The following is a 23668-nucleotide window of genomic DNA, read 5'->3' as shown; positions in this document are numbered from 1 at the left end:
TTCCCATGAATGGTGAAAAACCCAAAAGATCAGAATTTTGGAGAAGAGTCTCTACTATTACTGCTCTATCCCCGCAATCGCCGCTTCCGTCTTCTTCGCAAGCTCCAGCTGCCCCTCGAGCTCGGCGACCCTCCGGATCGCCTCGAGCCGGTGGACGGCGTCTTCAAGAAATGAGAGGATATCAGCGGGGAAGAGGTCGATCCCGTACTCATCGAGGAGATGGGCATGGATCTCGCGGTGGTCGAGGCCCAGCGTCCGGAGCTCGATGAGCATGAGGACGAACCTTCGCTCCGGGCATCCGCAGAGCGGCCTCCCTTTGCAGTTGCAGTCCAGAAAATCCTTCTGGAACCGGAGGAGCTGTTCCCGGAGTGTGGAATCGAGCTGCTCATAGTTGATCCCGCCATCGATCATCTCCAGGTTCGCACCATGGAAGGCGAAATCAGGCAGGCGGTACCCGGCGACGCGCTGGATCTTACGGACTGCACGGAGCCGGGCCTTGCTTGCGATCACTTATGCTTCTCCTGGCTCCTCATCGAACTTCTTTAGGGACTTCATCGCCTCGCCCATCTTCTCGACAGCCGCAAGCCACTCATCAAAGATCGTCGGATCATCGGTATCCTTCACGTACCGGGCACAGCAGGCGGCACCGCCGATGACGGCAGATCCGATCTCAGCGGCAATCCGGAGCGCCTCTTCGGGATCCTTGTCTGCTGCTTTCTTCCCGTCTTTTACAAGCGCCTTGATATCCGCCTCACTCATGCCTGCAAGGAAGTTCCTGCATGAGGCAAAGACGACCATCATCGCGATCTGGACAGATCCGATGATCTCGCCAAGCTCATCCTCGGGAACCGGCCCCATCACGATCGCCTCTACTTCAGCGAGCTTCTGGCTGGCATCCTCAAGGCTGATCCGCTCGTTCTGCCAGAGCCTGATGATCTTCAGGACCGCAAGCGTGATATCCTCGCTGAAGTTCTCAAGCATCCGGAATCCTTCCGGCATCTCCTCGCCATCGCCCTCAAAGTCTGCGTCAGCAAGCGTTGCAAGCCAGTTATCCCATCGTTCCTGATTATAGAAGATATAGAAGAGTTTCATCGGCTCTTCCTTTTTTGCTTCACTCTTCTTCCGCGCCATTTCATTGTACCATCCTACTCAGATCTTTAAAGAGGTTACCGCTTCTCTCATCAACCGACTCTTCTGCTCATATCTGATCGCCAGAATTCCCGATTCATAAGCAGCTATCAGATCGATGGTGTGGTATCATCCTCACAGGAGATCCTTTCCAGGCGACAGTGGATGAAAAACCGTGGTTGAAGAGAAGAGAGGCCAGTACAAATGGTCTGAGCGAGAGCGCCATCATCCTGACTGCGGGGTTCTTCGGCTACATCCCGGTAGCTGCCGGATCGCCCCGCCGGGAACCGGAGGGGGATTGAGGAGTGCCCCCCCCGGAGGAACGAGGGGTCAATACTTGAAATCAGCAGGCAGGATTGTTATGCAGCCACAAGCGCTTACAGGCAGGCACTTTTCAGGTATGTATCTGCTGTACTGTGACACTCCTCCTTTAGGCAATCCCCCCTGCCCCCCTTCACCTGAAGGGGGGAGTGAGGATAGCAGGGGGGTCTGAGCAATCGCGGGGAGCGCCGGCAGCCGCACCGGGCGGGGGTAAGCCCATGGAGATGCGGTGCACGGGATAGTACGGACGCGACCAGCAGGTAGCTTATGTTCCTCTTTTCAAATGGGCGCGGCAGGGCACGGCAAAATATACATCTGTTATCTGACAGAAAGCTGTTACAACACAATAAGCGCTGAAAGCGCTTCCATCCTCTCGGCGGGGCGATCAGCCCCGCTCGGTGGCCGAAGGCCGCCCACTCCGAGAACCGGAGGGGATGGCAGTGCCCCCCCGGAGGGGCGAGGGGTCAATACCTGAAATCTGCAGGCAGGATTGCCATACAATCACAAGCGCTTACAGACAGATGCATTTCAATTATACATCTGCTGTACTGTGACACCCCTCCTTTAGGCAAACCCCCCTGCCCCCTTTCACCTGAAGGGGGGGTGAGGATAGCAGGGGGATACTACACCTGTATTTACTGAGTGAAAACGAGAGGGCTGGCAATGGAAATATGAGAGGAACCGAGATTCCATTTTTTGGTATTTCCTCATTATAGAATGGCAGAAGAAATTTATATTCCTGAAATTATATAGTTCATAGAAGAGTGTACGTCTACATCACGTAGTGCTATTTCGGGCTTAAGTCAATAACAGTTTTTCACGGGTGAAGAGAGCATGCTTCGGACATTCAGAGCATTGATCAAAGATAATCATGTCGAATGGGATAATGATACAGAGAGGCTCATTCCAACGCATTCACCGGTCCCTGTTTTGATCACAATAGTGGATGATCAGATTCCTTCTGTTGAAGATAGTCATGCACAACGGGGTAAGCGAATGGCTGCTGCGCTGAATACATTGTCAAAAATGAATGTATTTGGCGAGATTGATGATCCCGTTACCTGGCAGCGTCACATTCGTCAGGATAGACGATTGCCAGGTAGACATGATGCTGATCTCTCTCCACAATCCAATTGACAGATCAGAGAGCACAATGTTCTCAATAGATGACGAAAAAAGGTGACTATTCTCCAGATTCTCGGTCACAAGAGATATTTGAAAAAAAGCTACTCATCCTCTCGGCGAGGCGATCAGCCCCGCTCGGTGGCTGATAGATCGCCCACCCCGAGAACCGGGAGGCGTGAGGGGTCAGTGTACTATACCATCCTGTCATTATCAAATGGATTCAGCAGGCTGAGTGAATGGATTTTTGAAAAGTCACGTACATTTCGGGTGACCAGTATACAGTCGTGAACAAGAGCGGTTCCTGCAATGACAGCATCTGGAAGAGATACCCCATATGATCGCCGGATGTTAATTGCGCAATCAGCAATACTGTCATTAAGGGGATAAACTTCAGCAGAATGAATAAATTCATCTGCTTTTATATATTCTTCCGGAGATTGTTTCTTCCAGCCAAGTAACTCAATCTTTGTGATTATAGATATTCGAAAAGAGTGATTGAGCATTTTTTCTATCTCAGGTAGCTGTAATAAGGGAATCTCATCAGCAAGATAGTAGATGAGAATATTTGTATCAAGGAGATACCGCTTCATATTCGCGTCCATTCATCACGCAGTTTCCGGATTTCTGTCTTCAGATCAACCTTCAGATCCCGGTATATACCCCTGTATTTCCCTGGATCTGAAATGCCAACCGGCTCTTCTGCTAACCGCTTATCTTGCAGCGTCTCCCAGAGATCAATGGGAATGATAACTCCTGTCTTCTTTCCTGCAGAATCATAGATATACTGTACACTCATTGTTGCACCCCTTTTATCCTGATGTGTGTCTTTTAAGCAGATTATGTTTTCCAAAAAATACACATAAGACTCTTCTCCAAATTTCTAATTGATACATACCCTGATTCCTGAGCAAATACCAGCTGGATAGTGTGGTGTCATCCTCACTGAAGATCCCTTTCTACATAAGTGACAGCGAATGAGAAACGTAGTTGAGAAGGAAGGAGAGACCAGTGACAAGAGGTGGGCACGGGAGCCCCCCTCCCTCCTCTCGGCGGGGCGATCAGCCCCGCTCGGTGGCCGATAGATCGCCCACCTCGAGAACCGGAGGGAGATTGAGGTAGATTGAGGGGTGCCCCCCCGGAGGGGCGAGGGGTCACGTTCAAGGTAGCATACCTCATCGACCTTTTTCGACAAGCGCTTACAGGCCACTCTATCTTCCTGAAAGCATCTGCTGTATTGTGACATTCTCCTCACAGGCAATCCCCCCTGCCCCCCTTCACCTGAAGGGGGGAGTGAGGATAGCAGAGGGGTCTGAGCAATCGCGGGGAGCGCCGGCAGCCGCACCGGGCGGGGGTAAGCCCATGGAGATGCGGTGCACGGGATAGTACGGACGCGATTGCAGGCTGCTTTAGTTCCTCTTTTCTAATGGGCGCGGCAGACACAGAAGTTCCCCGATCATTTTGTGTAATCTGAAAGGAAGGAAGAAAGAAGAGAATCGTGTTCGGTCGTTGAAATTCAAAGTACATTGAATTCTTCTTTTGTAAGATCGGCCTGTTTTATAATAGATATGAGGGTGCCACGAGGAACCGGATTGTTCTTTGGGATAATAACCAATAGTTTTCTACCATCATCCCGTACTTTGTATAGTGCAGAATGGCTCCCTTTCCCCTGAAATGGCGCATCTGTAAACCCTGCTTTCTTCAACTTTTTGATTATTACCTCTGAAGAAAGAAGGGGGAGTTTTCTCATGCCTCGACCTCGATCATCGAGGTAAATTTATGGCGAGCTCGTAGAGCTAATTCAATCTCTTCCATCATGTCAAGAGCCCGGGCATTATCCAGGTAAAGAGTGATCGCTTCATGGATATTGTCAAGGGCTTCCTGTGGAGAATTTCCGCAACTGCTAACCTCGATTTCAGGGCACTTTGAGACATATAATCCCTCTTCCTCCCAGATCATAACAGTTAATTGTATTTTCCTCATGATCTTATCCCTGATTACCTCTATGGTTACTCTCTAACCTACGATAAAGTACAGGTTTGGCGGTCTCCTGGAACCGGAGTTGTGCCCCATAGGAGATGGAAGGATCCGTTCATCAAAGATGGGCAGGGAGACTCCCTACCCTCGGGAACGAGGGGTCAATACCTGAAATCAGCAGGCAGGATTGTCATGTAGCCACAAGCGCTTACAGACAGATGCATTTCAGGTATGTATCTGCTGTACTGTGACACCCCTCCTTTAGGCAATCCCCCCTGCCCCCCCTTCACCTGAAGGGGGGTGTAAGGATAGCAGGGGGGTCCGGGCAATCGCGGGGAGCTCCGGTACCCGGTTCGGGTGGAGGGTAAGCCCATGGAGATGCGGTGCACGGGATAGTACGGACGCGACCAGCAGGTAGCTTATGTTCCTTTTTTCAAATGGGCGCGGCAGGGCGCGGCACAACAGAGTGTTGTGTGCATCTTCTGAGAACCAGTACAACCACATAAGCGCTGAAAGCGCTCCCATCCTCTCGGCGGGGCGATCAGCCCCGCTCGGTGGCCGAAGGCCGCCCACCCCGAGAACCGGAGGGGGATTGAGGAGTGCCCCCCCGGAGGAACGAGGGGTCAATACCTGAAATCTTCAGGCAGGATTGTCATGCAGCCACAAGCGCTTACCGGCCACTTCTATCGTCCTGAAAACATCTGCTGGCCTGTGACCCCTCTCCTCAACGCCCCCCCCCTTTCAGAAAATTGTAGAAGAACCCATCTCCTATTGCGTTCCACTAGTACCCCATGCAGCAGCAGGTGATGGTGCGGTACGGAGAACTCTTCCTGAAGAGCGAATCGGTGATGCACCACTACATCAGGATTCTCACCCGGAACATCGGACGGGCACTTGAAGCAGAAGGTCTTGCCCATACAATCGAGGAGCACCGGGGGCGGCTCTATATCAACTGCGATGATCCAAAACAAGCAGCAGTTGCCGCCCGTGTCTTTGGTGTCGTGGACACGTCAGTCGTCACCCGTACAGAACCCACGATGGAGGCGATTGCAGCTGCCGCAGTGGAGATAGTAGCCGGATCAGGCAAAAACAACGGTTCATTTGCGGTACGGGCACGGCGGGAGGCGGTGAAGGGCTTCACCAGCCAGGAGCTCGGGGCATTTGTCGGATCAGCGATCCTTGACCGGTACCCGGACTTTACGGTCGATCTCACGAACCCGGAGTACGAGGTCTTTGTCGAGGCCCGCCATTACGGAGGATTTGTCACCGACTCCTTCTATCCTGGTCCGGGCGGACTCCCGCTCGGCACACAGGGACGGGCAGTCTGCCTCATCTCAGCAGGAATTGACTCGCCGGTTGCCGCGTGGCTGATGATGCGCAGGGGGACTGATCTCCTCCTCCTCCATATGAATGGCGGGAGGCACGCAGGCGCCGCCACGCGGGATGATGCCTTTGCCCATGCAGAAACCCTCTCGACACACTGCATGGGAACAGAGATCGGAATCATCGAGGTCGATATGGAGCCCTTCTTCTCTGCACTGCTCACATTAAAGGAATCCCGGTTTCGCTGTATCCTCTGCAAGCGGTTCATGCACCGTGTAGCGAGCCGGATCGGGGAAGAACACAGATGCTCTGCCATTGTAAACGGGGATAATCTCGGGCAGGTTGCATCCCAGACACTTGAGAACCTGGCTACCGTAACCCCGGCTGCCACGCTCCCCGTACTTCGTCCTCTCATCACCTATGACAAGGAGGAGATCGTCACCCTCGCAAAGAAGATTCAGACCTTCATCCCCCGCCCTGGCGATCACGCCTGCCGGATGGTACCGAAGAAGCCCGCCACTGCCGCAACCATCCGCCAGATCGAAGAAGAGGAGGCAAAACTTCCGATAGCTGATCTGATACAAAAAGCAGTGGAAAGCGCAGTCAGAAGGACCGCGCTCTCCGGCTCAGTCATTGACGGCTAAGCCGTTCTCGCGTGCGATATCGAGGAAGGCGTTCGCAGTATAGTCTGCCTGGCTCTCTGTCATCCCGTAGGTGTTGAACTTCCAGATCTTTGTCGCCCCCGGAATCACTCCGGCAATCCCCCTCTTTCCAAGCGCACTCGTAAAATAGAACCCGCGCTTCTTATGGGTCTCTGCCACCCTGTCAAATGACTCCCGCGTATCGATTCTGGTCAGGGTATGCTCCCGTGGCATATCCGAGAGGATTTTTGTCCCTTCGATTGAGAGGAGGGAATCTATCACAATCTTCCCCTTCCGGAGCTCCTCATCCCAGGCGAGCACCCGCTCCTTCACATGGGGGAAGGACGCCATCATACCCATCACGGTGACGCCCATTAAGGTGCAGCCCATCATTGCGACCTCCTTGATCCCAAATGTCCTGCCGGTCTGATCCCCCTTCACCGCGGTTGTGGCAAAGATCCTCTCCGCATACTCTGCATTCGTCGCAACGAGACCGGAGGGTGCGGGTGCTGCCATCGACTTGTGGCCTGAACCGATCACAAAATCCACCCCGAGCTCTTTGCCTGACACCGGCAGGATACCGACGGTATAGGCGCCGTTATAGAGGACGGGGATATCATAGCTGTGGGCAACTTTGGCGATACCCCGGATATCATGGTGGTTCCCGAACTGGTAGTCCACCCCCTCGACAAAGAGGAGTGCAGGGGTCTTCCCCTCCGTTTTTATAACCCGCTCGATCGTCTCTGCGGCAGCATCCGCAGTGATATGGTTCTTCCCATCCTTTGGTATCTCACGCGGTACTGCTCCCACAGACTCGGCTGCAATGAACTCGGTATAGTGGGAGAGTGCGGTCAGGATCACCGGATCGCCCTTCTGCACCAACCCCTGGCAGACCGCCTGGAACCCGCGCCGTGCACCGGGAACAACCCGGCAGGCATCCATCCCAAGCCAGGAGGCGAGATCGGCATGGAAATCTGCAATCGGCGGTTTTTTGATATAGTCGAGCCGGAAAGGCTTGCGGCAGTTATCACAGACCGAATAGCCATCGCCATAGGCGATCACCGCCTTCATTGCATCTGCCGTGAGCCGCCCGCCCACCTGGATCGGATCGATGTTGATTGCGGTCTCATCCACCTGCCGGGCATCGATATCACCTGCACACCGCATCTCAGATCAGCTCCTCTTTAAGGATCTCGATCTGGCGGGTTACGCTTTTCAGCAGTTTCCCGGCTTTTTCCTTCTCTTCAGCACTCAGCTGATGGAGGGGTGCTGTCTCCCGGAGCATCACCCTGATATCGGTCAGGAGAAAGAGTGACTGAAAGAGTGCATCTGTTGCACGTTGTGACATGGTACAGGATCATTGTGCCGCCTTCCCTTTTACTTTCACCCTCCACTCCCAGCACTTAATTCTCTGGAGGTTCAAGATACGATCAATGAAGATCATCCATATCGCCGATACCCATCTCGGTGTCGCCGCCTTCTCCCGTGTTGATCCAGAGACCGGCATGAACCTCCGGGAGACGCAGATTTATGATAATTTTCTCCAGTCAATCGAGGAGATCTGCAAAAAACGCCCCGATGCCCTCCTCCACGCAGGCGATCTCTTCGACTCGGTGAAGCCGCGGACACAGGCCTATGTCACCGCCTTCGAGGCGCTGGAACTCCTCTCGGATGCCGGCATCCCCCTGATCATGATCGCAGGGAACCACAGTATCCCAAAGACCCGGTATACCCGCGCGCCATTCTCCCTCTTTGAGTACCATCCCGGCACCGTCCATATGGCATACCGGTTCCGGTATGAGTCCGTCGAGTGCGGGGATACGATCTTTCACTTAATCCCGAACATGCTCAACCCGGATCAGTACCGGGAGGCATACAATGAGGTAAAACGCTCCCCTGCTCACAATAACGTGCTGGTCACCCATGGCCTTGCAAGCAGCATCAGCGAAAAAAGGCTGGCAACAGTAGCCGAGCATGAGATCGATGCCACCATGACGACAGCCGATTTCGACTATATCGCCCTTGGACATTACCATAACCAGTGCCAGGTGGGGCCCTATGCCTGGTACTCGGGATCAATCGAGCACGTAACCTACGGCGAGATCCATGAGAAGAAAGGCGGGCTCATTGTCAATACCGGACGCAGGACAGTAGACCCTCTCCCTCTCCCAAAGACCCCGATGATCGATCTCGGTTCCCTGCAGGCAGAAGAGCTCTCCGCCGGTGAGATCATCGGGGAGATCGAGGCGCGTATAGAAGCAATCACCTCACACACCCCCCCGATGGCACAGATCACCATTGAGGGGATAAGAAAGGAAACAGCCCGCGCCCTGTCAGGCCGGGAGATGGCACGCATCCGGGAGACCGTCCTCGATCTCAGGATCAAAACCCTCTCCCCCGGCGAGATTGTCCCGGAACGGAGGCAGAGCGATTCGGCGTTTAATATCCAGGAAGAATTCAGGGCATTTGTGAAAGGCCGGGGGCTTTCTGAGAAGACCGAGTCATTCATCCTGGGGAAGGGATTGGGCATCCTCTCCTCGATTGTTGAGGAGGCAGATACCGAATGATCCTCGACGAGCTGACACTGAAGAACTTCAAGCGGTACCTGCACCAGGCCTTCACCTTCAGGGATGGGATCACTGCCATCGTCGGGAGCAACGGAGCCGGAAAAAGTACGATCATGGAGGCGATCGTCTTTGCACTCTACGGGATCTCCGGCTCAGGGATTGATGCCGACTATGTGGTGAGCGCCGGTGCCGGACCCAAAGAGAAGTGCGAGGTCCGGCTCTCCTTCCAGACAGGGGGGGATGCCTATACGATCGTCCGGTCTTTCCGGAAAGGGCAGACGACCCACCATGATGCGCAGCTCCATTTCGGGGACGGGCGGCTGATCGCAACCGGCGTCAGCCCTGTGCGGGAAGCTGTGCAGCAGATCCTGAGGATGGGCCCCTCTGACTTCAGGACCACCATCTATGCCCCGCAGCGGGATCTGCTCGCGCTTCTCGATAAGAATCCTGTCGAACGGAAACGCTGGTTCATGCGGGCGCTTGGGATCGAGCGGATCCGTGAGACATCATGGGAGATTATCCGGACAGAGATCCGGGGACTCGAAGATCGGATTGCAACCCTCTCCGGGAGGCTTGAGGAGATCGACTCCGATCACCTCCAGGAGACTGATGTTTTGGAGGAGGAGAAGGAGAAGAAGTATACTGCTGCCCTTGCAGACGCAACTGCCGCACTCGAGGCGCTCCAGTCGGCTGAGATGGCAGATGCCGCAGAAAAAGAGATGCTCCAGAAGAAGATGCAGGAGCTCTCCACACTCACTTCAGATAGAGCTGGGAGAGAGGAGGCGCTTCTGAAACTCTGCCGCCAGCTGGCAGAAGCTGAGAAAGAACTCTTGTTGCTTAGGGATGATCTGGTGCATTTCGAGGCAGCCAGGGTGCAGGAGGGCCACTATGAAGAGATCAAAACCCGTGCTCTTGCGTTTCGGAAGGCACGGGAGGCGCACCGGGATGCCATAACCCGCCTCAATGAAGCCAGTGCACGGCTTCTGGAGCTCTCGCGTTCACAGTCCCGGCTAAAAGAGCAGCTTGCCCGTGCCAGGGATGCAGAAGAAGTTCTCTCACGCCATGCCCATGTCCCGGCAGAGCGGGAGCAGCTGCTTGCCCGCCGCCGGTCACTTGAAGAGGCACAGGCAGCATATCACAGAACAGGAGAGGAGCTTGCATCGATTGAATCAGAGATCCGTGTGCTGAAGGAGCAGGTGCAGGCGCTGAAGGCAGAGCAGGAGAAGCTCGCAGCACTCGAAGCCGAATGCACCCGGATCAATGATGAGATCAGATCCAAAAACGGAGTCCTGGCGCTATCTGAGCGTTTCAATGAGGGTGAGCGGTTGAAGAAGGAGTGTCTGCTCCTGCAGGATCAGATCCAGGGAATTGATACGGATATACGAGTTCTGCGAGAGAAAGCCGCCCCCCTTCTCTTTCGCGTAGAGCAGAAGGAGGCAGCAGCCGGGGATCTGGCAGCAGCACGGAAGACCGCTGAACTGATCCGCGGCGAGATTGCCACACTCAGATCAGGAATTCAGCATACAGAGGCCGCCTACTGCGAATCAGAACGGCATCTTACGGAACTCGACGCTGCCGGGGAGGAGAGCAGCTGCCCGACCTGCGGCCAGCCATTAAAGGAACGGTATGGCGATGCCCGCACCCGCCTCCTCGATCAGATAGCGGGATGTGCAGCTGATCTGGAATCGAAGAGAACCACACTCGCCTCATGCGAACTCCGGATCAAAGAGACCGATCTGGCAATCAAAGAGAAGGACGATCAGATCACCCGCTGTATCGAAGCGGAACGAACCCTTGCCGGGATCGAGGCGCAGATACAGGAGCGCACAAAGGAGATGGAACGCCTCGACTCGCTCGTCCTTGAAAAACGTGAGGCGATCGCCGCACTGAATGTTGCTGAAATCAGTGCCGATGAGATCAACAGCCTGGTTGAGGAGTATCAGTCACTCACCCGCAAAAGGGATGAGATCGCAGGCGTACTCAGGCGGGTACCTGAGATTGAGGCAGAACAGAAAGCGCTTGCGGTCCGTGCTGAGTGCCTCTTCGGACGGATGGAAGAGGTCTCTCTCCTCCGCACACAATCCGGATATTCAGAAGATGCTCTCCGGGAGATCGACTCTCTTCAGAAGGCGCTTGAACCACTCTATGAGGAGTTCCGGGAAGCCTCGGTTATTGCCCGGGGGAGAGAGGCGCTTGAAGAGAACCTCACAGCTGATGCAGAAGCGATCGGGAAGATACAACGGCAGTCTGCTGCAATCCAGGAGGAGATCAACGGCATCGGTTTTGATGAACCGGGGTATCGGAAAGCCGAGGATGAGCTGGAATGCGCAACCGAAAACCATGAGCGGTACCTCTCCCTGAAAGGGAGGATCGAGAGGATACCATTCATTGAAGCTGATATACGGCGGATCTCGGAAGAGAAGTCGCTTCAGGAGACCGCGATCGCCACAATCGAAGAGAAGATTGCAGGGTATGGATCTGCCCCGCAGGAGCTTGAGGCGATAAGGCGGAGATTGGAATCGCTTCAGGAAGAGAAGAAGGGGTGCAATCTTCGGATACGCGAGATCACCGGTCTTCTGGGTGGTGTCCGGGTGAAAAGGGAGAGGATCAGGGAATCAATCGCAAAAGCAGCAGCATATGAGAAGGAACAGTCCCGGCTCCTCTCTGAAAAAGCCCTCCTCGAAACAACAGGCACGATCATGAAACAGTTTGCCGAGCACCTGATCGGCTCTGTCCGGGGCAGGATCGAAGGCGAGGTGGGGGAGATCCTCTCCCTCATCACAGACGGGAGGTACGAGTATGTCACCATCGATGACGACTTCTCAATCCGGGTACATGAGGCAGGCGAAGATTATCCTGCATCCCGGTTCTCAGGTGGAGAACAGGATGATATCGCCGTTGCACTCAGGATCGCCCTCTCGCGCCATATCGCGGCAACCCATCGTATCCGGGATGCGACTGTCCTGATCTTTGATGAGATCTTCGGGAGCCAGGACGAGGAGCGGAGGAGGAACCTGGTGACAGCCCTCAGGAAACAGGAGCCATACTTCCCACAGATCCTGTTGATCTCCCATATCGAAGGGGTGCAGGAAGAGTGCCAGACCGTTATCAGGGTGGAAGAACAGCCCGATCTTACCAGTCTTGCAGTGGAGGTTGAGCAGTGAACGGCAGCTATATCCAGGATCTAATCCGGGTAGTTGCCGAGATCAGGCGGCGGGGTGGAGAGAGTGATGGCGAATCGTTTCTCTCTGAAAAACATATCCTGAGAACTGACTTCATCCCGATCGAACCCGCCGGAGATCGCCCCATTACCGCAATTGACGGGAGCAATGCAACCGTCTATTCAACCCCTTTCTTCAACCTGATCGCATGCCGGGGAGCAATGCCCGCTTATGAAAACCAGGAGAGGCATAGTCTGAAACTCACCTCCTGGCGGATCTTTAGGATCGGCGAGGGGCAGGATGAGGATTATGCCGAGCTCTATTCGGAATATTTCGGGAGAATCCCGGATGCATCTCTTGAAAAAGGAAACACCCTGGCAGCAGAGGCGGCATTCCGTGACACCATCGAGTACGGACTCGCCGCAATCGCCGCCCGCACATCCGAGCCCGGCACCCTCCTCCTCCTTGATGGCGCCCTCTATGCGGAACACCCCTCACACACCGCGATCCTTGCGGAGATTCAACAGACCTGCCGGGAACGCGGCCTCCTCCTTGCCGCCGTGACGAAGAACGCAGGCGCCACCTGGGACGGGGTGCATCCGATTGTCCCTTCGGCGATGAGAGCTGCAGGAGAGCTTGGCATCAGGCCGCCCTGGTACCTGAAGGTAGAGGAGGGCTATGTCGCCTGCCTCCATCCCCGTGCAAAGCGGGCGTTCCTGGTGACGGTCCCGGATGACTATTCAGAACAAGAGGTTGCCGCCGTCTTTTCGGCACTCGCCTCCTATGCAGGTGACGGGCGGGTGGTCGGGTATCCCTACCCCCTGATGGATGCCCATCGCCAGGCGGTGATCCGCTCTGACCAGGTGCAGCGGATCAGGCACGATATCATCGCCGGATGTTCGACCCAGTCGATCAATTCTGTTGGATACGAAGAGATCCTTGGAGATTACCATGACGAACTTAATCGATATTGATACAGCCGATGCAGCAAAATTCCGCCTGATTGGCCAGACGCACTCAAGCTACCGATGTGCGGTCCCCTACACAAGCGAGATCTTCTTAGGCGATCTGCTGGCAATCCATGATCACCAGAAGCAATTTACCTTCTATGCAAAAGTGACCGGCATGCAGCATGCAAGCAACTTTGCCGATGCCAACTGGGATACCCGCCCCCATACTTCCCATTTCTATAACCTCGGCGAAGATGTCTTCCTCCTCCTCGAAGCAACCCCGCTTGGCTATCTCGATCCAAACGGCAACTTCCGCCGCCCAAAGACCGTTCCCACCAAGTTTTCCGGTGTCAGGATTGCAGAAGAGGAGGATTTTGCCTTCCTGGAGCAGTATATGGGGAAGATTGAGGTCGGGCTGGTCAGGAACGGAACCGGCACCATTGCAACTGCGAAAGTCGGGCTTCATCCGCATGACTTAAACCAGCATATGGGTGTCTTTGCAACCACCGGGATGGGAAAGAGCAACTTCATGAAGGTCTTCTCAGCATCCTGCATGAAAGAGCGGCCATTTGGACTCCTGATGGTCGATCCGCATGGCGAATACCTCAAGGGCCGCCCGGCACCGGGTGGTGGGGAGAATCCCGGCCTCACGCATTACAAAGAAGGAAGAGATGGCCTTGCCATCTTCTCCACACGAAACGAAGAATCGATCAGGCGGTATGGGGCTTCCTCCCTTAGCATTGCATATGATGATTTCAGGCCATCCGATCTGTATCCCATCTTTGAGTTCTCGGAGGCGCAGAGCGAGATCCTCGAAACGGTGAGCGATATCAAAGGGTCATCCATGATCGATTTTTTCCAGGCAACCGACTTTACCGAAGACTGGTATGACAGCTATAGCGGTACAAACACTCAGCTCGCCCGCCGCTTAAAGGAGTTCCATGAGGCTTCCCTCAGGTCCATCAAGCGGAAACTTGAGATCCTGACCCGGCACAACACCTTCTTCAGGAGATCGGGATCAACCATCAATGAGATCAGGCGAGCCCTTGAGGAACAGAAGGTGGTCTTAATCGACATCCCAGGCATGCGTGAACAGTCTGAACTCTTTATCCTCTCCCTCCTCACGCGGACATTCTTAAATGAGCGGAGAAATGACGGGTTTGGGGCTGATGAAACCGAGCCGGCAGGCCAGATCTTAATTGCAATCGAGGAGGCACAGCGTGTGCTTGGGCCGGGCAGGGGAACCGCCGTCTTCCGGGAATGTGCGATGGAAGGCAGGAAGTTTGGGATCGGCCTCTGTGTGATCACCCAGCAGCCGAAGAATATCGATCCACGGATTCTTGCCCAGATCAACACCTATGTCGTCCTCGGACTCTCAGATAAAACAGATCGGCAGATGATCGCATCAAGCGCCAAACAGGATCTAACCCCTCTGGATGGCGAGATTCAGACCCTGGAACGGGGAGAAGCGGTGATCAGCACCCTCTCGGTCCCGTTCCCGATCAGCTGCCGCATCCATGCGTTTGATCGGTATATCAGACAGCCTGATATGAAGAAGACTGACCTGATACGAAAAGGGCTGAAGAATAGTTTTTCGTAGATTATCTCTTCTTCTTCTCTTTCTTCTCCGGTTCAGCCTGTGTTTCCTTCACTTTCTTTCGAATGGAAACGCAATTGATGACCGGATCACCGGTGATGATGTACCTGCGCATAATTGACCCAAGCACTTCCACCACATCCCCCTTCCCAACATCTTCCTCAGGGGACGTGAACATCTTCACAGATGCCTCTCCGGTCCGATCTGCAATGACGTACTGTGGTCTGTTGAGGAATTTGAAGTGAACATGTTCAATGAGACCTTCATACCGAACGACCTTCCCCATCATCGCCTCGCTGATCTGGTTTGCCCGGATCGGCTTTGCTTCTGCCTCATACATTGGCCGCAGGCTTCGGTAATGGCTCTGGCTCATGTAATTCATTGCCATTGGAATGGTGAGAATGAGTATCAGTGTCGGGATGCCCCAGAGGAGCATCCGAAAGTCACCTGATGTAAAAATTGAGAAGAGGAAAATAGCGGTGAAGAAGAGGAAGACGCCCAGATGGACGATCGTCACTCTAACCGTTATATTTCCAATCTTCATGTGATAACACTACCAGCTACTTACTTCAGTGCCGCGATCTCTTTGCGGAATGCTACCCAGTAGATGACACCAACGAATAATAAACCGCCAACAATGTTGCCTATTGTGACAAGTATGACGTTGTTCGTCCACATGGTGACCCAGGACAGATTAGCGACATAGGATGCGTGTTCGGGACCTAAGAGCCCATTCACGAATATCCCTGCAGGGATGAACATCATATTCGCGATACTGTGTTCGAGTCCGCTGGAGACGAAAGCCATGATCGGGAACCAGATTCCGAAGAACTTGCCGACAGCGTCGTCTGCGCATATACCGAGCAGAACAGCCAGGTTGACAAGCCAGTTACAACCGATAGCCTTCAGGAAGAGTGACCACATCGCGGCTCCACCGACATAGGATACCTTTCCTTTGGCTATTCCTAACGCCGTCATACCAAAGGCGTTTACGGTGACTGCACCAGCTGCATCCCAGCTTGTGTACGGGCCGTATGCCATAATATACGCATAAACGACAGATCCAATAAAGTTTCCAATATAGACCCAGACCCAGAGATTCAGAACCTGCATCCAGCTGATCTTATGGATAAAGGCAGCCATTGGAGCGAGCATTGCGTCGCCGGTAAACAGCTCTGCACCTGTCAGGATTGTGATAATAAGTCCGACAGGGAAGACAGCACCACGAACGAGTGCTGCAAAGCCGGGGCCAAGGAAATCTGCAACGCCTGTGCTAGTGACTGTAGCAAGACCTGCTCCCATAGCGATATATGCCCCGGACATAAATCCACGCATGATCATGTTCCAGGCGGGCAGGCCTACCTTATACTTGCCTGCATCTCCCGCCTTTGCAACAATCTGCACTGGAGGATGAAATACCATATTTCTACACACCTCTTTTAAATGTCCTACCTATCCCCCGAAACGAACTGATCATTTCGGAATAGGCATAGTTGATGATTTTAAGGTAAGATATTAAAACATTTCTAAATAGTTTCTGGTAGCAGTTTGTATTCAGACGAATGATAATGGCTGTTTTAGGCAAACTATAAATAGTTCCGTGAGTTGTATTGAAAACCTTAACCATTTTGTTTATATTGCGTACAGTTAGCCTCCCCGATTTCGATCATTCCGATCGCCATTTCAGGCATATTTCCGCTTGCGCGCAGAATACCTCCTTTCTATAACACAGATTATCTACCCCTGTGCCCTATGCTTTGGTACGTGAGCTGCTGATGGTCCGGAAACAGATGATTCCCCCCTTTCTGTCACAGATGGTGCAGTCGGCAATAACCCTCTTTGATGGAGTTGAATTCACCCACATATCCCCACAATGCAGGGTATGTGCCTCCCCTCTCCGGCGGCACGATCTCAAACAGAAACGGTTTGCAACCCTTCTTGAAAATGAAGCCTTAAAACCGGTATATGTGAAGGTGGCACGGTACCGCTGCACCGGGTGCGGGAGACTCTGGTATGCGGATGAGCCGTTCTATCCCGATACCCGCCATGGAGTTGTAATCGTCGATCTGGCTGTTGCTATCGCCCAAAAACACCCCTACAATAAAACCGCCCGCCTGCTTCAGGCGCTTGGCATCAGGATCGACCGGGGCACTGTCAGGAATTATGCGCCACGCTTCTCTGTCCATTCTACAGAAATGTATGGTATCCCGGTTCCAACCCGGATCCTCTCCCTCTCAGGCCTCATCGCAGAGGGGCGTTCTGTCAAAGGGGCAGAACTGCTCGCCGCCCTTGGCCTTCCATACGCAAAGGGGGCATTTCCCCGCCCCCTGAAAAAAGATGATAGGGAAAGAATAGAAGAAGAACTGATACCTGAGGAGAGATGAGGGTGCCGTGATCGCAGCCAATCCGGCAGGGAGGAGGAGCGGGATCAGGTGCCCTTTCGTTCTGCCACTTCTCTCACCGCATATGCCGGGAGTGCGTCTGCAAAGTGTCCCATCTCATCGAAGAGATCAATACCCCCGAATGTATCGCGTATAAGGCGTGATCCGATCCCCCCGGCAAGCAGCGGCCGCTTCCCGATCCTCTTCAGCGACTTTTCAATAAGGCTTTGCTCAGCCTTCCAGAAAGCCTCTGCAATCGCCACTGCCCCTGCCTCACCGATCTCGTCGGGGTCTGCACAGACGGAGCGGGCGAGGCGTGCAAGGCTCAGCTCACGGGTCGCCTCTTTTCCATCCGGTGTCGGAACCGTATACTCCAGAGGGGTGATATGGCCGAGAGCCAGATGTGCATCACCAGCAGATGCAAAGTACTCGGTCGAGAGGGGAGTATCCTCCCCCTCGATTACAACCGAACGAAGAAGCGAGGCAACCGGTGTCCTGAGCATCCCGCAGTAGATGAGATAGCCCTTCCTGAGGCGGGAGAGATCGGTCTGTCCCAGCAGCTCGTCGAAGGGAGAGAGCGGTATAATATCGGCAGTTGTACTTCCAAAATCTATCAGCACATAGCCGGCATACCGCTCCCTGAGGAGATCGGCAGACGCGAGCCAGTTTGCAGCGGCAAGTTCGGGCACCGGATGTGTATGGAACCGCCCGTCTGTACCATAAAACCGCGCCTCAGGAAGAACATCGAGAACCGCGTTGACGATGAAAGAAATCCCCTCAGCCTTCGAATGGAAACAGTCCGCAAGCTCTCCGCTCATCACAACAGCTGCCTCGCCATCAAAATCAGAGAGGATCTCAGTGATAGGCGCCTCTTTCCAGAGCGGACAGTACCGGATGATCACCTCATCGCCGTTTACGATCTTGGTGTTTGCCCCTCCGATATCGATCCCGATCATTGCCTGGTGATCCCTCCGTGGGTATCGAAAGTGACCGTTCCCTTCAGATGGACAGGCTCGAGCTCTACGCCTTCGGATGCCTTGATCAGGAGATCAGCGATCTCCTCCTCCATCACCTCGGCTATCCCGATCATGCTTGTGGTGATCCGGGGATTGACATCGATCACGGTGATCCTGTCCCCGACAATCATATCGATGCCGATGTATCCCTGGCAGCCGAGAGTTGTGAGCACTTTCTTTGCTATCTCTTTAATCTCCTCTGCCCGGGGGTGATCCACCGGGGTCTCTCCGCCGCAGTAGATGATCCTGCTGCCATTCTTCCCGATCATCTGCCGGTTGATCGCCAAAATAAATGGAGGCGCTCCGGAATAGAAGCTGCATGCATCACCGACAACGCGGGATCCGATCACCGAGACGGAGAGAAGATCGCCTGTGAGGATCTCCTGGCCAAACTCTCCCTCACACGGCTCTTCATCAGCAATACGGACATTCACCGATCCCGATCCCCTGATCGGCTTGATCACCCTCATCCCGGATGATACCTCCTGTGGCACATCGATGCCATGCTCGGCAAGAAGCCGCCCGGTAAGCCGCTTATTGGCACAGACGGCTGCATTGGTGCTGTCTGTTCCTACATTATGGGTGGATCCTTCCATTCTGCGGGTGAATTCTGCAAGGAGATGATCGGGTGCGATCACGAGCCCATACCGGCAGTCGGGAGCAAGGCGTTCGATCTCATTCCCGAAATCTCCATCTCCCGGAGAGACAACCTCGTATCCCAGGTGTTCGAAACTACGCTTCAGCGTCTTCAGCATCGCTTCGCCTTCTGGTGCGAGCTCTGGATCATGGTGCAGCGTATACTCTGCGAGGAGTACCTTCATGCGGAAAAGGTTGATCCCATACGGAGAAGAGGTTTCCCGATACGAGAGTATTTCTCCCCCTGATGACGACTCATAAACATGAAACCGACTGTCCTGCTGACAAACGACGATGGCGTCTCATCAGCCGGGTTATGGGCTGCATATACAGCCCTCTCGGATATTGCTGATGTGGCGGTTGTCGCCCCCTCCACCCAGCAGAGCGCGGTGGGGAGATCGATCTCCATCTTTGAGCCGATCCGGGTGCATAAGGTGAATATTAATGGCTCCCCTGCTTACGCGGTCGATGGAAAGCCGACCGATGCTGTGATCATCGGGCTGTATGCCCTGAAGCTGAAACCCGATCTCGTCGTCTCCGGGATCAATATCGGGGAGAACCTCAGTTTTGAGTCGATCATGACCTCGGGCACCGTCGGTGCTGCACTTGAGGCTGCAAACCAGGGAACGCCCGCGGTTGCCTTCTCCCTCCAGGTGAGCGATCAGGGGAGAAAGTTCGATGATCCGCGATCAGCTCTTCTTGAAGATGAATCGATCGGTCATATCGTCACGGATGTCTGTTCCCGAATCCTGGATCAGGGATTCCCGCAAGAGTGCAATGTCTTAAACGTCAACATTCCGTCCGAAATCCGTGGCGGGTACGAGGTGACCCGGCTTGCACATAAGCTCTTCCATACCGGGGTCGAGGAGCGGTTCGACCCGAGGGGGAGGCCGTACTACTGGATCGATGGTCCTTTTGTCGAGGATGCCGAAGAGGGAACCGATGTCCATGCGGTCCGGCAGGGCAGGATCTCGCTGACTCCCGTGACACTGGACTGCACCGCACCTGCCGCATTCGATCAGGTACAGAAACAGTTCCCGTACATAACAAGATAGATACCCCACGCACATCATACCTGTTCATATGGATAGAGCCAAGCAGGAAGCAGGATACAGGGCAGCAGACTGTGTCCGTGACGGTGATGTGATCGGTATCGGAACCGGCTCCACTGTACTGTATGCGATGGAACGCATCCAGGAACGGATTGTAGAAGAAGGCCTGAATATCCTGGGAGTCCCGACATCCCACCAGGCTGCATACAGGGCAGTCGAAATGGATATACCTCTCACCACTCTTGATGCACATCCACGCCTCAATCTGGCGATCGATGGCGCTGATCAGGTCGATCCCGGGCTGATGATGATCAAAGGCCGTGGCGGTGCTCATCTCAGGGAGAAGTGCGTTGCAGATGCAGCAGATACCTTCATCGTGATTGTTGATGAGTCAAAGTGCGTCCAGGCCCTCAGCGGTGCGGTTCCAGTCGAGGTGCTGCCGTTTGCATGTATGCCGGTTCTCCGGAGGCTGACCGATATTGGTGGCAAAGGGGAGATCAGGACAGGATCCGGAAAAGACGGCCCGGTCATCTCTGATAACGGGAACATCATCATTGACTGCACCTTCAGGGAGATCCCGTCGCCTGCAAAGCTCGAAAGAACACTCGCATGTATTCCCGGGATCGTCGAATCCGGACTATTCACCCGGTATATCAAAAAGACAAAACTGATTGTCGGTAAAAAGGAATATTAGGATTCGATGCATTCGCGCATCCGGTTGATCATTGTTATCTGGGATTCGGCTTCCTGCCGTTTCTTCTCTTCCAGGATATTGGTTATCTCATTTAACCCAAGGGCAATGGAATAGATCTTAACCGGCCGCCCCTTATTTTCAGTCTTGCTCTCCCGGCAGTTCACCCATTCATGCTCTTTTAAGTCACGCATAGCGATACTTACTTCTGGCTGCCTGAGATCAGTGCCGCGTTCGATCTCCCGTGAGCTTGCCTCAGGCAGATCTGAGAGAAAAACGAGGACTTTTGCCACATTTCTCTTCATCCCGATCCCATTCAGCAGGTTGACGAGCTCTTCCTGTTTTGGTGTAAGCGTTCCGAATACTCCAGGTTCCATTGTAATAACTCCGTATACATCATTATTTATTATTGATAATATAAAAGATCTCCTAATACTCTCCCGCTTATAGCTGGTGAGCAATGTGAAAAATAAGGATTTTAGGATTCAGAGCATCCCGAGATTCGAGAGATCGTTTAGGATCTTCTTCACTGCGCCTTTTGCATCTTCTGGTTGTTTTCCGCCGGTGATGATCAGTTTCCCCGATCCAAAGAGGAGGACAACGACTTTTGGCTCCTCAAGCCGGTACACAAGACCTGGAAACTGCTCAGGCTCATACTCGATCCGGTCGAGATTAAAACCGACAGCAATCTTGTTTAAGTTGATCGGTGTTCCAAGATCAGCGGAGGTGACGATATTCTGGATCTTATAGGTCAGCTCGTCAGGTATATCGATTTTGAGGTCCCTGAGAAGGCCTCCGAGGATCTCAAGGCCACGGTTTAAGCTCTCGATACTTTTTGCACCTGTCAGAACCACTTTTCCTGATCCAAAGACGAGGGCGGCGATCTTTGGATCCTGCATCCTGAGCACAACTCCGGGGAACCGTTTCTTATTGTATTCGGCACCCTTTATCTCGGCTGCGAGTGAGGGAAGATCAAGAGATTCAGTCACCTTGGCTGATGCTACGATATTTTCAATCTTGAGCGAATCCTCGGGATTGAATGTCATGTTTATAACTATTACTATTCACTATATAAACTATTCTGAAAAAAGTAGGGTGATCTGCTTACTCTTCGATGGTCGAGAGATCGCCTGGATCTTCGCCGAGCTCAGTTGCACGGAGCACCCTTCTCATAATTTTGCCAGAACGGGTCTTTGGGAGTGAGTCGACTACCCTGATCTCGGAGGGGACCGCAATCGGGCCAAGTGTGATCCTCACATGGTAGAGAAGATCCTGCTTTAGTTTCGGTGTCTCGATGAACCCTTCTCTCAGAAGCACAAATGCCAGTATCCTGTTGCCTTTCATCTCATCAGGGATGCCGACGACCGCTGCTTCGGCAACAGCTTTGTGAGCCACAAGGGCGCTCTCGACCTCAGCTGTTCCGATATTATGCCCGGAGACGATGATCAGGTCATCAGATCTGCCCAGGATCATGACATACCCCTCTTCGTCACGGACCGCGAGATCGCTTGCAGTGAAGCTGTTCTCAGGGCCGCTCCAGTATAGCCGGTAGCGCTCCTCGTTCTGGTGCACCATACGCACCATCGATGGCCATGGCTCTTTGATGATCAGCTGCCCGGATATCCCCGGCGGTACTGGTTTTCCTTCTTTGTCAACGATATCGATGAGAATGCCCGGGATCGGCTTCCCGGCAAATCCGGGCTTCATCGGCTCGCCGATCATCGTGGTGATCATATGCATCCCGGTCTCGGTCTGCCACCAGGTATCCACAATCGGGAGTTTGCCTTTCCCGATTGTATGGTAGAACCACTCAAATGCCTCGGGATTTAATGGCTCGCCGACCGAACCAAGGAGCCGGAGGCTGGAAAGGTCATATCTGTTCGGGTACTCCTCTCCAAAACGCATGAACATCCGGATAGCGGTCGGGGCGGTGTACATGATGGATATCCCGAATTTTTCAATATACTTCCACCAGATCCCTGCATCCGGGTAGTCCGGGGTCCCTTCGGTGATGAAGATGGTTGCACCCATCAGGAGCGGCCCATAGACGATATAGGAATGGCCGGTGATCCAGCCCGGATCAGCTGTACACCAGTAGACATCGGAGTCTTTTATGTCGAGGACATACTTGCTTGTGTAGTAGGTTCCGACCATGTACCCGCCGGTTGTATGGACAATTCCCTTTGGCTGTCCGGTTGTCCCGGAGGTATAGAGGATGAAGAGCGGATCTTCTGCATCCATCGATTCGGGTGCACAGTTCTTATCGCTCTCCTCCATCAGCTCATAGAAATCTCTCTCAAAGTCTGAGAGGAGGCTGATTTTTGGAGTCTGGGTCCTGAGCACAACGACATGATCAACACTTGTCGCATTGATCAGCGCCTCTTCAAGGATCGGTTTGAGAGGGATTGTCTTTCCACGCCTGATACTTGCATCGGCGGTGATTACGACCTTGGCGCCGGCACCGGTGATCCGTGCATGGAGGGCATCGGATCCAAATCCTGCAAAGACAACGGAATGAACAGCCCCGATACGTGCACAGGCAAGCATTGCGATGATCTGCTCGGGAACATTCGGCATATAGATACAGACGGTATCGCCCTTTCCAACACCGAGGCTTTTTAAGCCGTTTGCAAACCGCTCAACCTCACGGAGCAGCTGCCAGTATGTCAGGCTTCGTGTCGAACCATCGTCGCCCTGCCAGAAGATGGCTACCTTATTCCTGCGGTGTCCGGCGATATGCCGATCAAGGCAGTTATAGCTGACATTGGTCTTTCCGTTGATAAACCATCGGGCAAAGGGGTACTGCCACTCCTTCACCGTCTCCCAGGGCTGGAACCATTCGAGCTCATGGCTAATTCGTGCCCAGAATCCATCTGGATCGGTGATATATCCCTGGTAGGCGTGTTCTGCATCTTTGCACCACGCCTCTTTCCGATAGTTTGGATCGGGCATGTATTTCTTTGTGCTCAATGTCACCTGCTTATTGGACATGTGGTTCCTCCAAATTGACATGATTAATTGTGTAGAATGATAGATCGGTTTCTCCGTAATCGTATAAAAACATGGTATTTTGATATCCAACAGAAATCAAAATGATAAATCGGG

At 53.6% G+C, this 23668-nt stretch carries 25 protein-coding genes; 10 read left to right on the top strand and 15 right to left on the bottom strand.

Translation table 11 applies throughout. From position 1 onward, the window contains the following. Nucleotides 1-57: 57 nt before the first annotated feature. Both FTO68_RS04090 and FTO68_RS04085 read right to left on the bottom strand, forming a co-directional pair. Nucleotides 58-510, bottom strand: a complete 453-nt coding sequence (locus FTO68_RS04090) for a DUF5814 domain-containing protein (protein ID WP_255332109.1) — start codon at nt 508-510, stop codon at nt 58-60. After that, nucleotides 511-1131, bottom strand: a complete 621-nt coding sequence (locus FTO68_RS04085) for a DUF2150 family protein (protein ID WP_255332108.1) — start codon at nt 1129-1131, stop codon at nt 511-513. A gap of 176 nt (nt 1132-1307) precedes the next feature. On the opposite strand from FTO68_RS04085, the gene FTO68_RS04080 reads away from it, so the two are divergent. After that, nucleotides 1308-1430 (top strand): hypothetical protein, encoded by a 123-nt coding sequence (locus tag FTO68_RS04080; protein WP_255332107.1) that lies wholly within the window; start codon nt 1308-1310, stop codon nt 1428-1430. Nucleotides 1431-2283: 853 nt separating this feature from the next. Further along, complete coding sequence (locus FTO68_RS04075) at nt 2284-2586, top strand: hypothetical protein (RefSeq protein ID WP_255332106.1); 303 nt, start codon at nt 2284-2286, stop codon at nt 2584-2586. Between the two features lie 179 nt (nt 2587-2765). On the opposite strand, the gene FTO68_RS04070 is transcribed toward FTO68_RS04075, so the two are convergent. The 4 genes from FTO68_RS04070 to FTO68_RS04055 form a co-directional block, all read right to left on the bottom strand. Beyond that, nucleotides 2766-3164 carry a type II toxin-antitoxin system VapC family toxin gene (locus tag FTO68_RS04070; protein ID WP_255332105.1) on the bottom strand — a complete coding sequence of 133 codons (399 nt, stop codon included), beginning with the start codon at nt 3162-3164 and terminating at the stop codon, nt 2766-2768. After that, entirely contained in the window at nt 3161-3370 is a 210-nt protein-coding gene (locus tag FTO68_RS04065; RefSeq protein ID WP_255332104.1) for a hypothetical protein, read from the bottom strand. The genes FTO68_RS04070 and FTO68_RS04065 overlap by 4 nt, the downstream gene beginning before the upstream one ends. A 717-nt stretch (nt 3371-4087) precedes the next feature. After that, nucleotides 4088-4321: a type II toxin-antitoxin system HicA family toxin gene (locus tag FTO68_RS04060; RefSeq protein WP_255332103.1), complete on the bottom strand. Its 234-nt coding sequence runs from the start codon at nt 4319-4321 to the stop codon at nt 4088-4090. Beyond that, on the bottom strand, nt 4318-4554 hold the full coding sequence (locus FTO68_RS04055; protein ID WP_255332102.1) for a type II toxin-antitoxin system HicB family antitoxin: 237 nt from the start codon (nt 4552-4554) through the stop codon (nt 4318-4320). The genes FTO68_RS04060 and FTO68_RS04055 overlap by 4 nt, the downstream gene beginning before the upstream one ends. A gap of 785 nt (nt 4555-5339) precedes the next feature. On the opposite strand from FTO68_RS04055, the gene thiI reads away from it, so the two are divergent. Continuing rightward, nucleotides 5340-6515 (top strand): tRNA uracil 4-sulfurtransferase ThiI, encoded by a 1176-nt coding sequence (gene thiI, locus FTO68_RS04050; RefSeq protein WP_255332101.1) that lies wholly within the window; start codon nt 5340-5342, stop codon nt 6513-6515. Here the strand turns inward: thiI and pscS are convergent. Beyond that, complete coding sequence (gene pscS / locus FTO68_RS04045) at nt 6498-7679, bottom strand: O-phospho-L-seryl-tRNA:Cys-tRNA synthase (protein ID WP_255332100.1); 1182 nt, start codon at nt 7677-7679, stop codon at nt 6498-6500. The genes thiI and pscS overlap by 18 nt on opposite strands. Nucleotide 7680: 1 nt before the next feature. Continuing rightward, nucleotides 7681-7860 (bottom strand): hypothetical protein, encoded by a 180-nt coding sequence (locus tag FTO68_RS04040; protein ID WP_255332099.1) that lies wholly within the window; start codon nt 7858-7860, stop codon nt 7681-7683. 85 nt (nt 7861-7945) lie between these two features. On the opposite strand from FTO68_RS04040, the gene FTO68_RS04035 reads away from it, so the two are divergent. The 4 genes from FTO68_RS04035 to FTO68_RS04020 are packed head-to-tail and all read left to right on the top strand — an operon-like array spanning nt 7946 to nt 14790. Next, the gene (locus FTO68_RS04035) at nt 7946-9079 is read left to right on the top strand and encodes a metallophosphoesterase family protein (protein ID WP_255332098.1); all 1134 of its coding nucleotides are present in this window, start codon (nt 7946-7948) and stop codon (nt 9077-9079) included. After that, the gene (locus tag FTO68_RS04030) at nt 9076-12243 is read left to right on the top strand and encodes an AAA family ATPase (protein ID WP_255332097.1); all 3168 of its coding nucleotides are present in this window, start codon (nt 9076-9078) and stop codon (nt 12241-12243) included. The genes FTO68_RS04035 and FTO68_RS04030 overlap by 4 nt, the downstream gene beginning before the upstream one ends. Continuing rightward, complete coding sequence (locus tag FTO68_RS04025; protein WP_255332096.1) at nt 12240-13214, top strand: DNA double-strand break repair nuclease NurA; 975 nt, start codon at nt 12240-12242, stop codon at nt 13212-13214. The genes FTO68_RS04030 and FTO68_RS04025 overlap by 4 nt, the downstream gene beginning before the upstream one ends. Continuing rightward, nucleotides 13192-14790, top strand: a complete 1599-nt coding sequence (locus FTO68_RS04020) for an ATP-binding protein (RefSeq protein WP_255332095.1) — start codon at nt 13192-13194, stop codon at nt 14788-14790. The genes FTO68_RS04025 and FTO68_RS04020 overlap by 23 nt, the downstream gene beginning before the upstream one ends. Nucleotide 14791: 1 nt before the next feature. Here the strand turns inward: FTO68_RS04020 and FTO68_RS04015 are convergent, their stop codons facing one another. Continuing rightward, nucleotides 14792-15331: a nucleotide-binding protein gene (locus tag FTO68_RS04015; protein WP_255332094.1), complete on the bottom strand. Its 540-nt coding sequence runs from the start codon at nt 15329-15331 to the stop codon at nt 14792-14794. A gap of 20 nt (nt 15332-15351) precedes the next feature. Next, nucleotides 15352-16209, bottom strand: coding sequence for a formate/nitrite transporter family protein (locus FTO68_RS04010; RefSeq protein ID WP_255332093.1), 858 nt, complete (start codon nt 16207-16209; stop codon nt 15352-15354). Nucleotides 16210-16562: 353 nt separating this feature from the next. On the opposite strand from FTO68_RS04010, the gene FTO68_RS04005 reads away from it, so the two are divergent. Then, nucleotides 16563-17171, top strand: a complete 609-nt coding sequence (locus FTO68_RS04005) for a hypothetical protein (RefSeq protein WP_255332092.1) — start codon at nt 16563-16565, stop codon at nt 17169-17171. Between the two features lie 44 nt (nt 17172-17215). On the opposite strand, the gene FTO68_RS04000 is transcribed toward FTO68_RS04005, so the two are convergent. Both FTO68_RS04000 and FTO68_RS03995 read right to left on the bottom strand, forming a co-directional pair. Continuing rightward, nucleotides 17216-18124 (bottom strand): hydantoinase/oxoprolinase family protein, encoded by a 909-nt coding sequence (locus FTO68_RS04000; RefSeq protein WP_255332091.1) that lies wholly within the window; start codon nt 18122-18124, stop codon nt 17216-17218. Continuing rightward, nucleotides 18121-19005, bottom strand: coding sequence for an ATP-grasp domain-containing protein (locus tag FTO68_RS03995; protein WP_255332090.1), 885 nt, complete (start codon nt 19003-19005; stop codon nt 18121-18123). The genes FTO68_RS04000 and FTO68_RS03995 overlap by 4 nt, the downstream gene beginning before the upstream one ends. Before the next feature lie 78 nt (nt 19006-19083). Between FTO68_RS03995 and surE the strand changes: the two genes are divergently transcribed. Further along, nucleotides 19084-19875, top strand: coding sequence for a 5'/3'-nucleotidase SurE (gene surE, locus FTO68_RS03990; RefSeq protein ID WP_255332089.1), 792 nt, complete (start codon nt 19084-19086; stop codon nt 19873-19875). A gap of 28 nt (nt 19876-19903) precedes the next feature. Next, on the top strand, nt 19904-20566 hold the full coding sequence (rpiA, locus tag FTO68_RS03985) for a ribose-5-phosphate isomerase RpiA (RefSeq protein WP_255332088.1): 663 nt from the start codon (nt 19904-19906) through the stop codon (nt 20564-20566). On the opposite strand, the gene mreA is transcribed toward rpiA, so the two are convergent. From mreA to acs, 3 genes are all read right to left on the bottom strand, one after another. Further along, nucleotides 20563-20940, bottom strand: coding sequence for an MreA family transcriptional regulator (gene mreA / locus FTO68_RS03980; protein WP_255332087.1), 378 nt, complete (start codon nt 20938-20940; stop codon nt 20563-20565). The genes rpiA and mreA overlap by 4 nt on opposite strands. Nucleotides 20941-21048: 108 nt before the next feature. Beyond that, on the bottom strand, nt 21049-21609 hold the full coding sequence (locus FTO68_RS03975; RefSeq protein WP_255332086.1) for a TATA-box-binding protein: 561 nt from the start codon (nt 21607-21609) through the stop codon (nt 21049-21051). Nucleotides 21610-21667: 58 nt separating this feature from the next. Beyond that, nucleotides 21668-23554 (bottom strand): acetate--CoA ligase, encoded by a 1887-nt coding sequence (gene acs / locus FTO68_RS03970; RefSeq protein ID WP_255332085.1) that lies wholly within the window; start codon nt 23552-23554, stop codon nt 21668-21670. Nucleotides 23555-23668 lie beyond the last annotated feature (114 nt).

The organism is Methanocalculus taiwanensis, assembly GCF_024372745.1.
Taxonomy (GTDB): Archaea; Halobacteriota; Methanomicrobia; order Methanomicrobiales; family Methanocorpusculaceae; genus Methanocalculus; species Methanocalculus taiwanensis.
The sequence above is the reverse complement of the archived record's forward strand: the minus strand, read 5'-3'. Positions and strand labels throughout refer to the sequence as shown.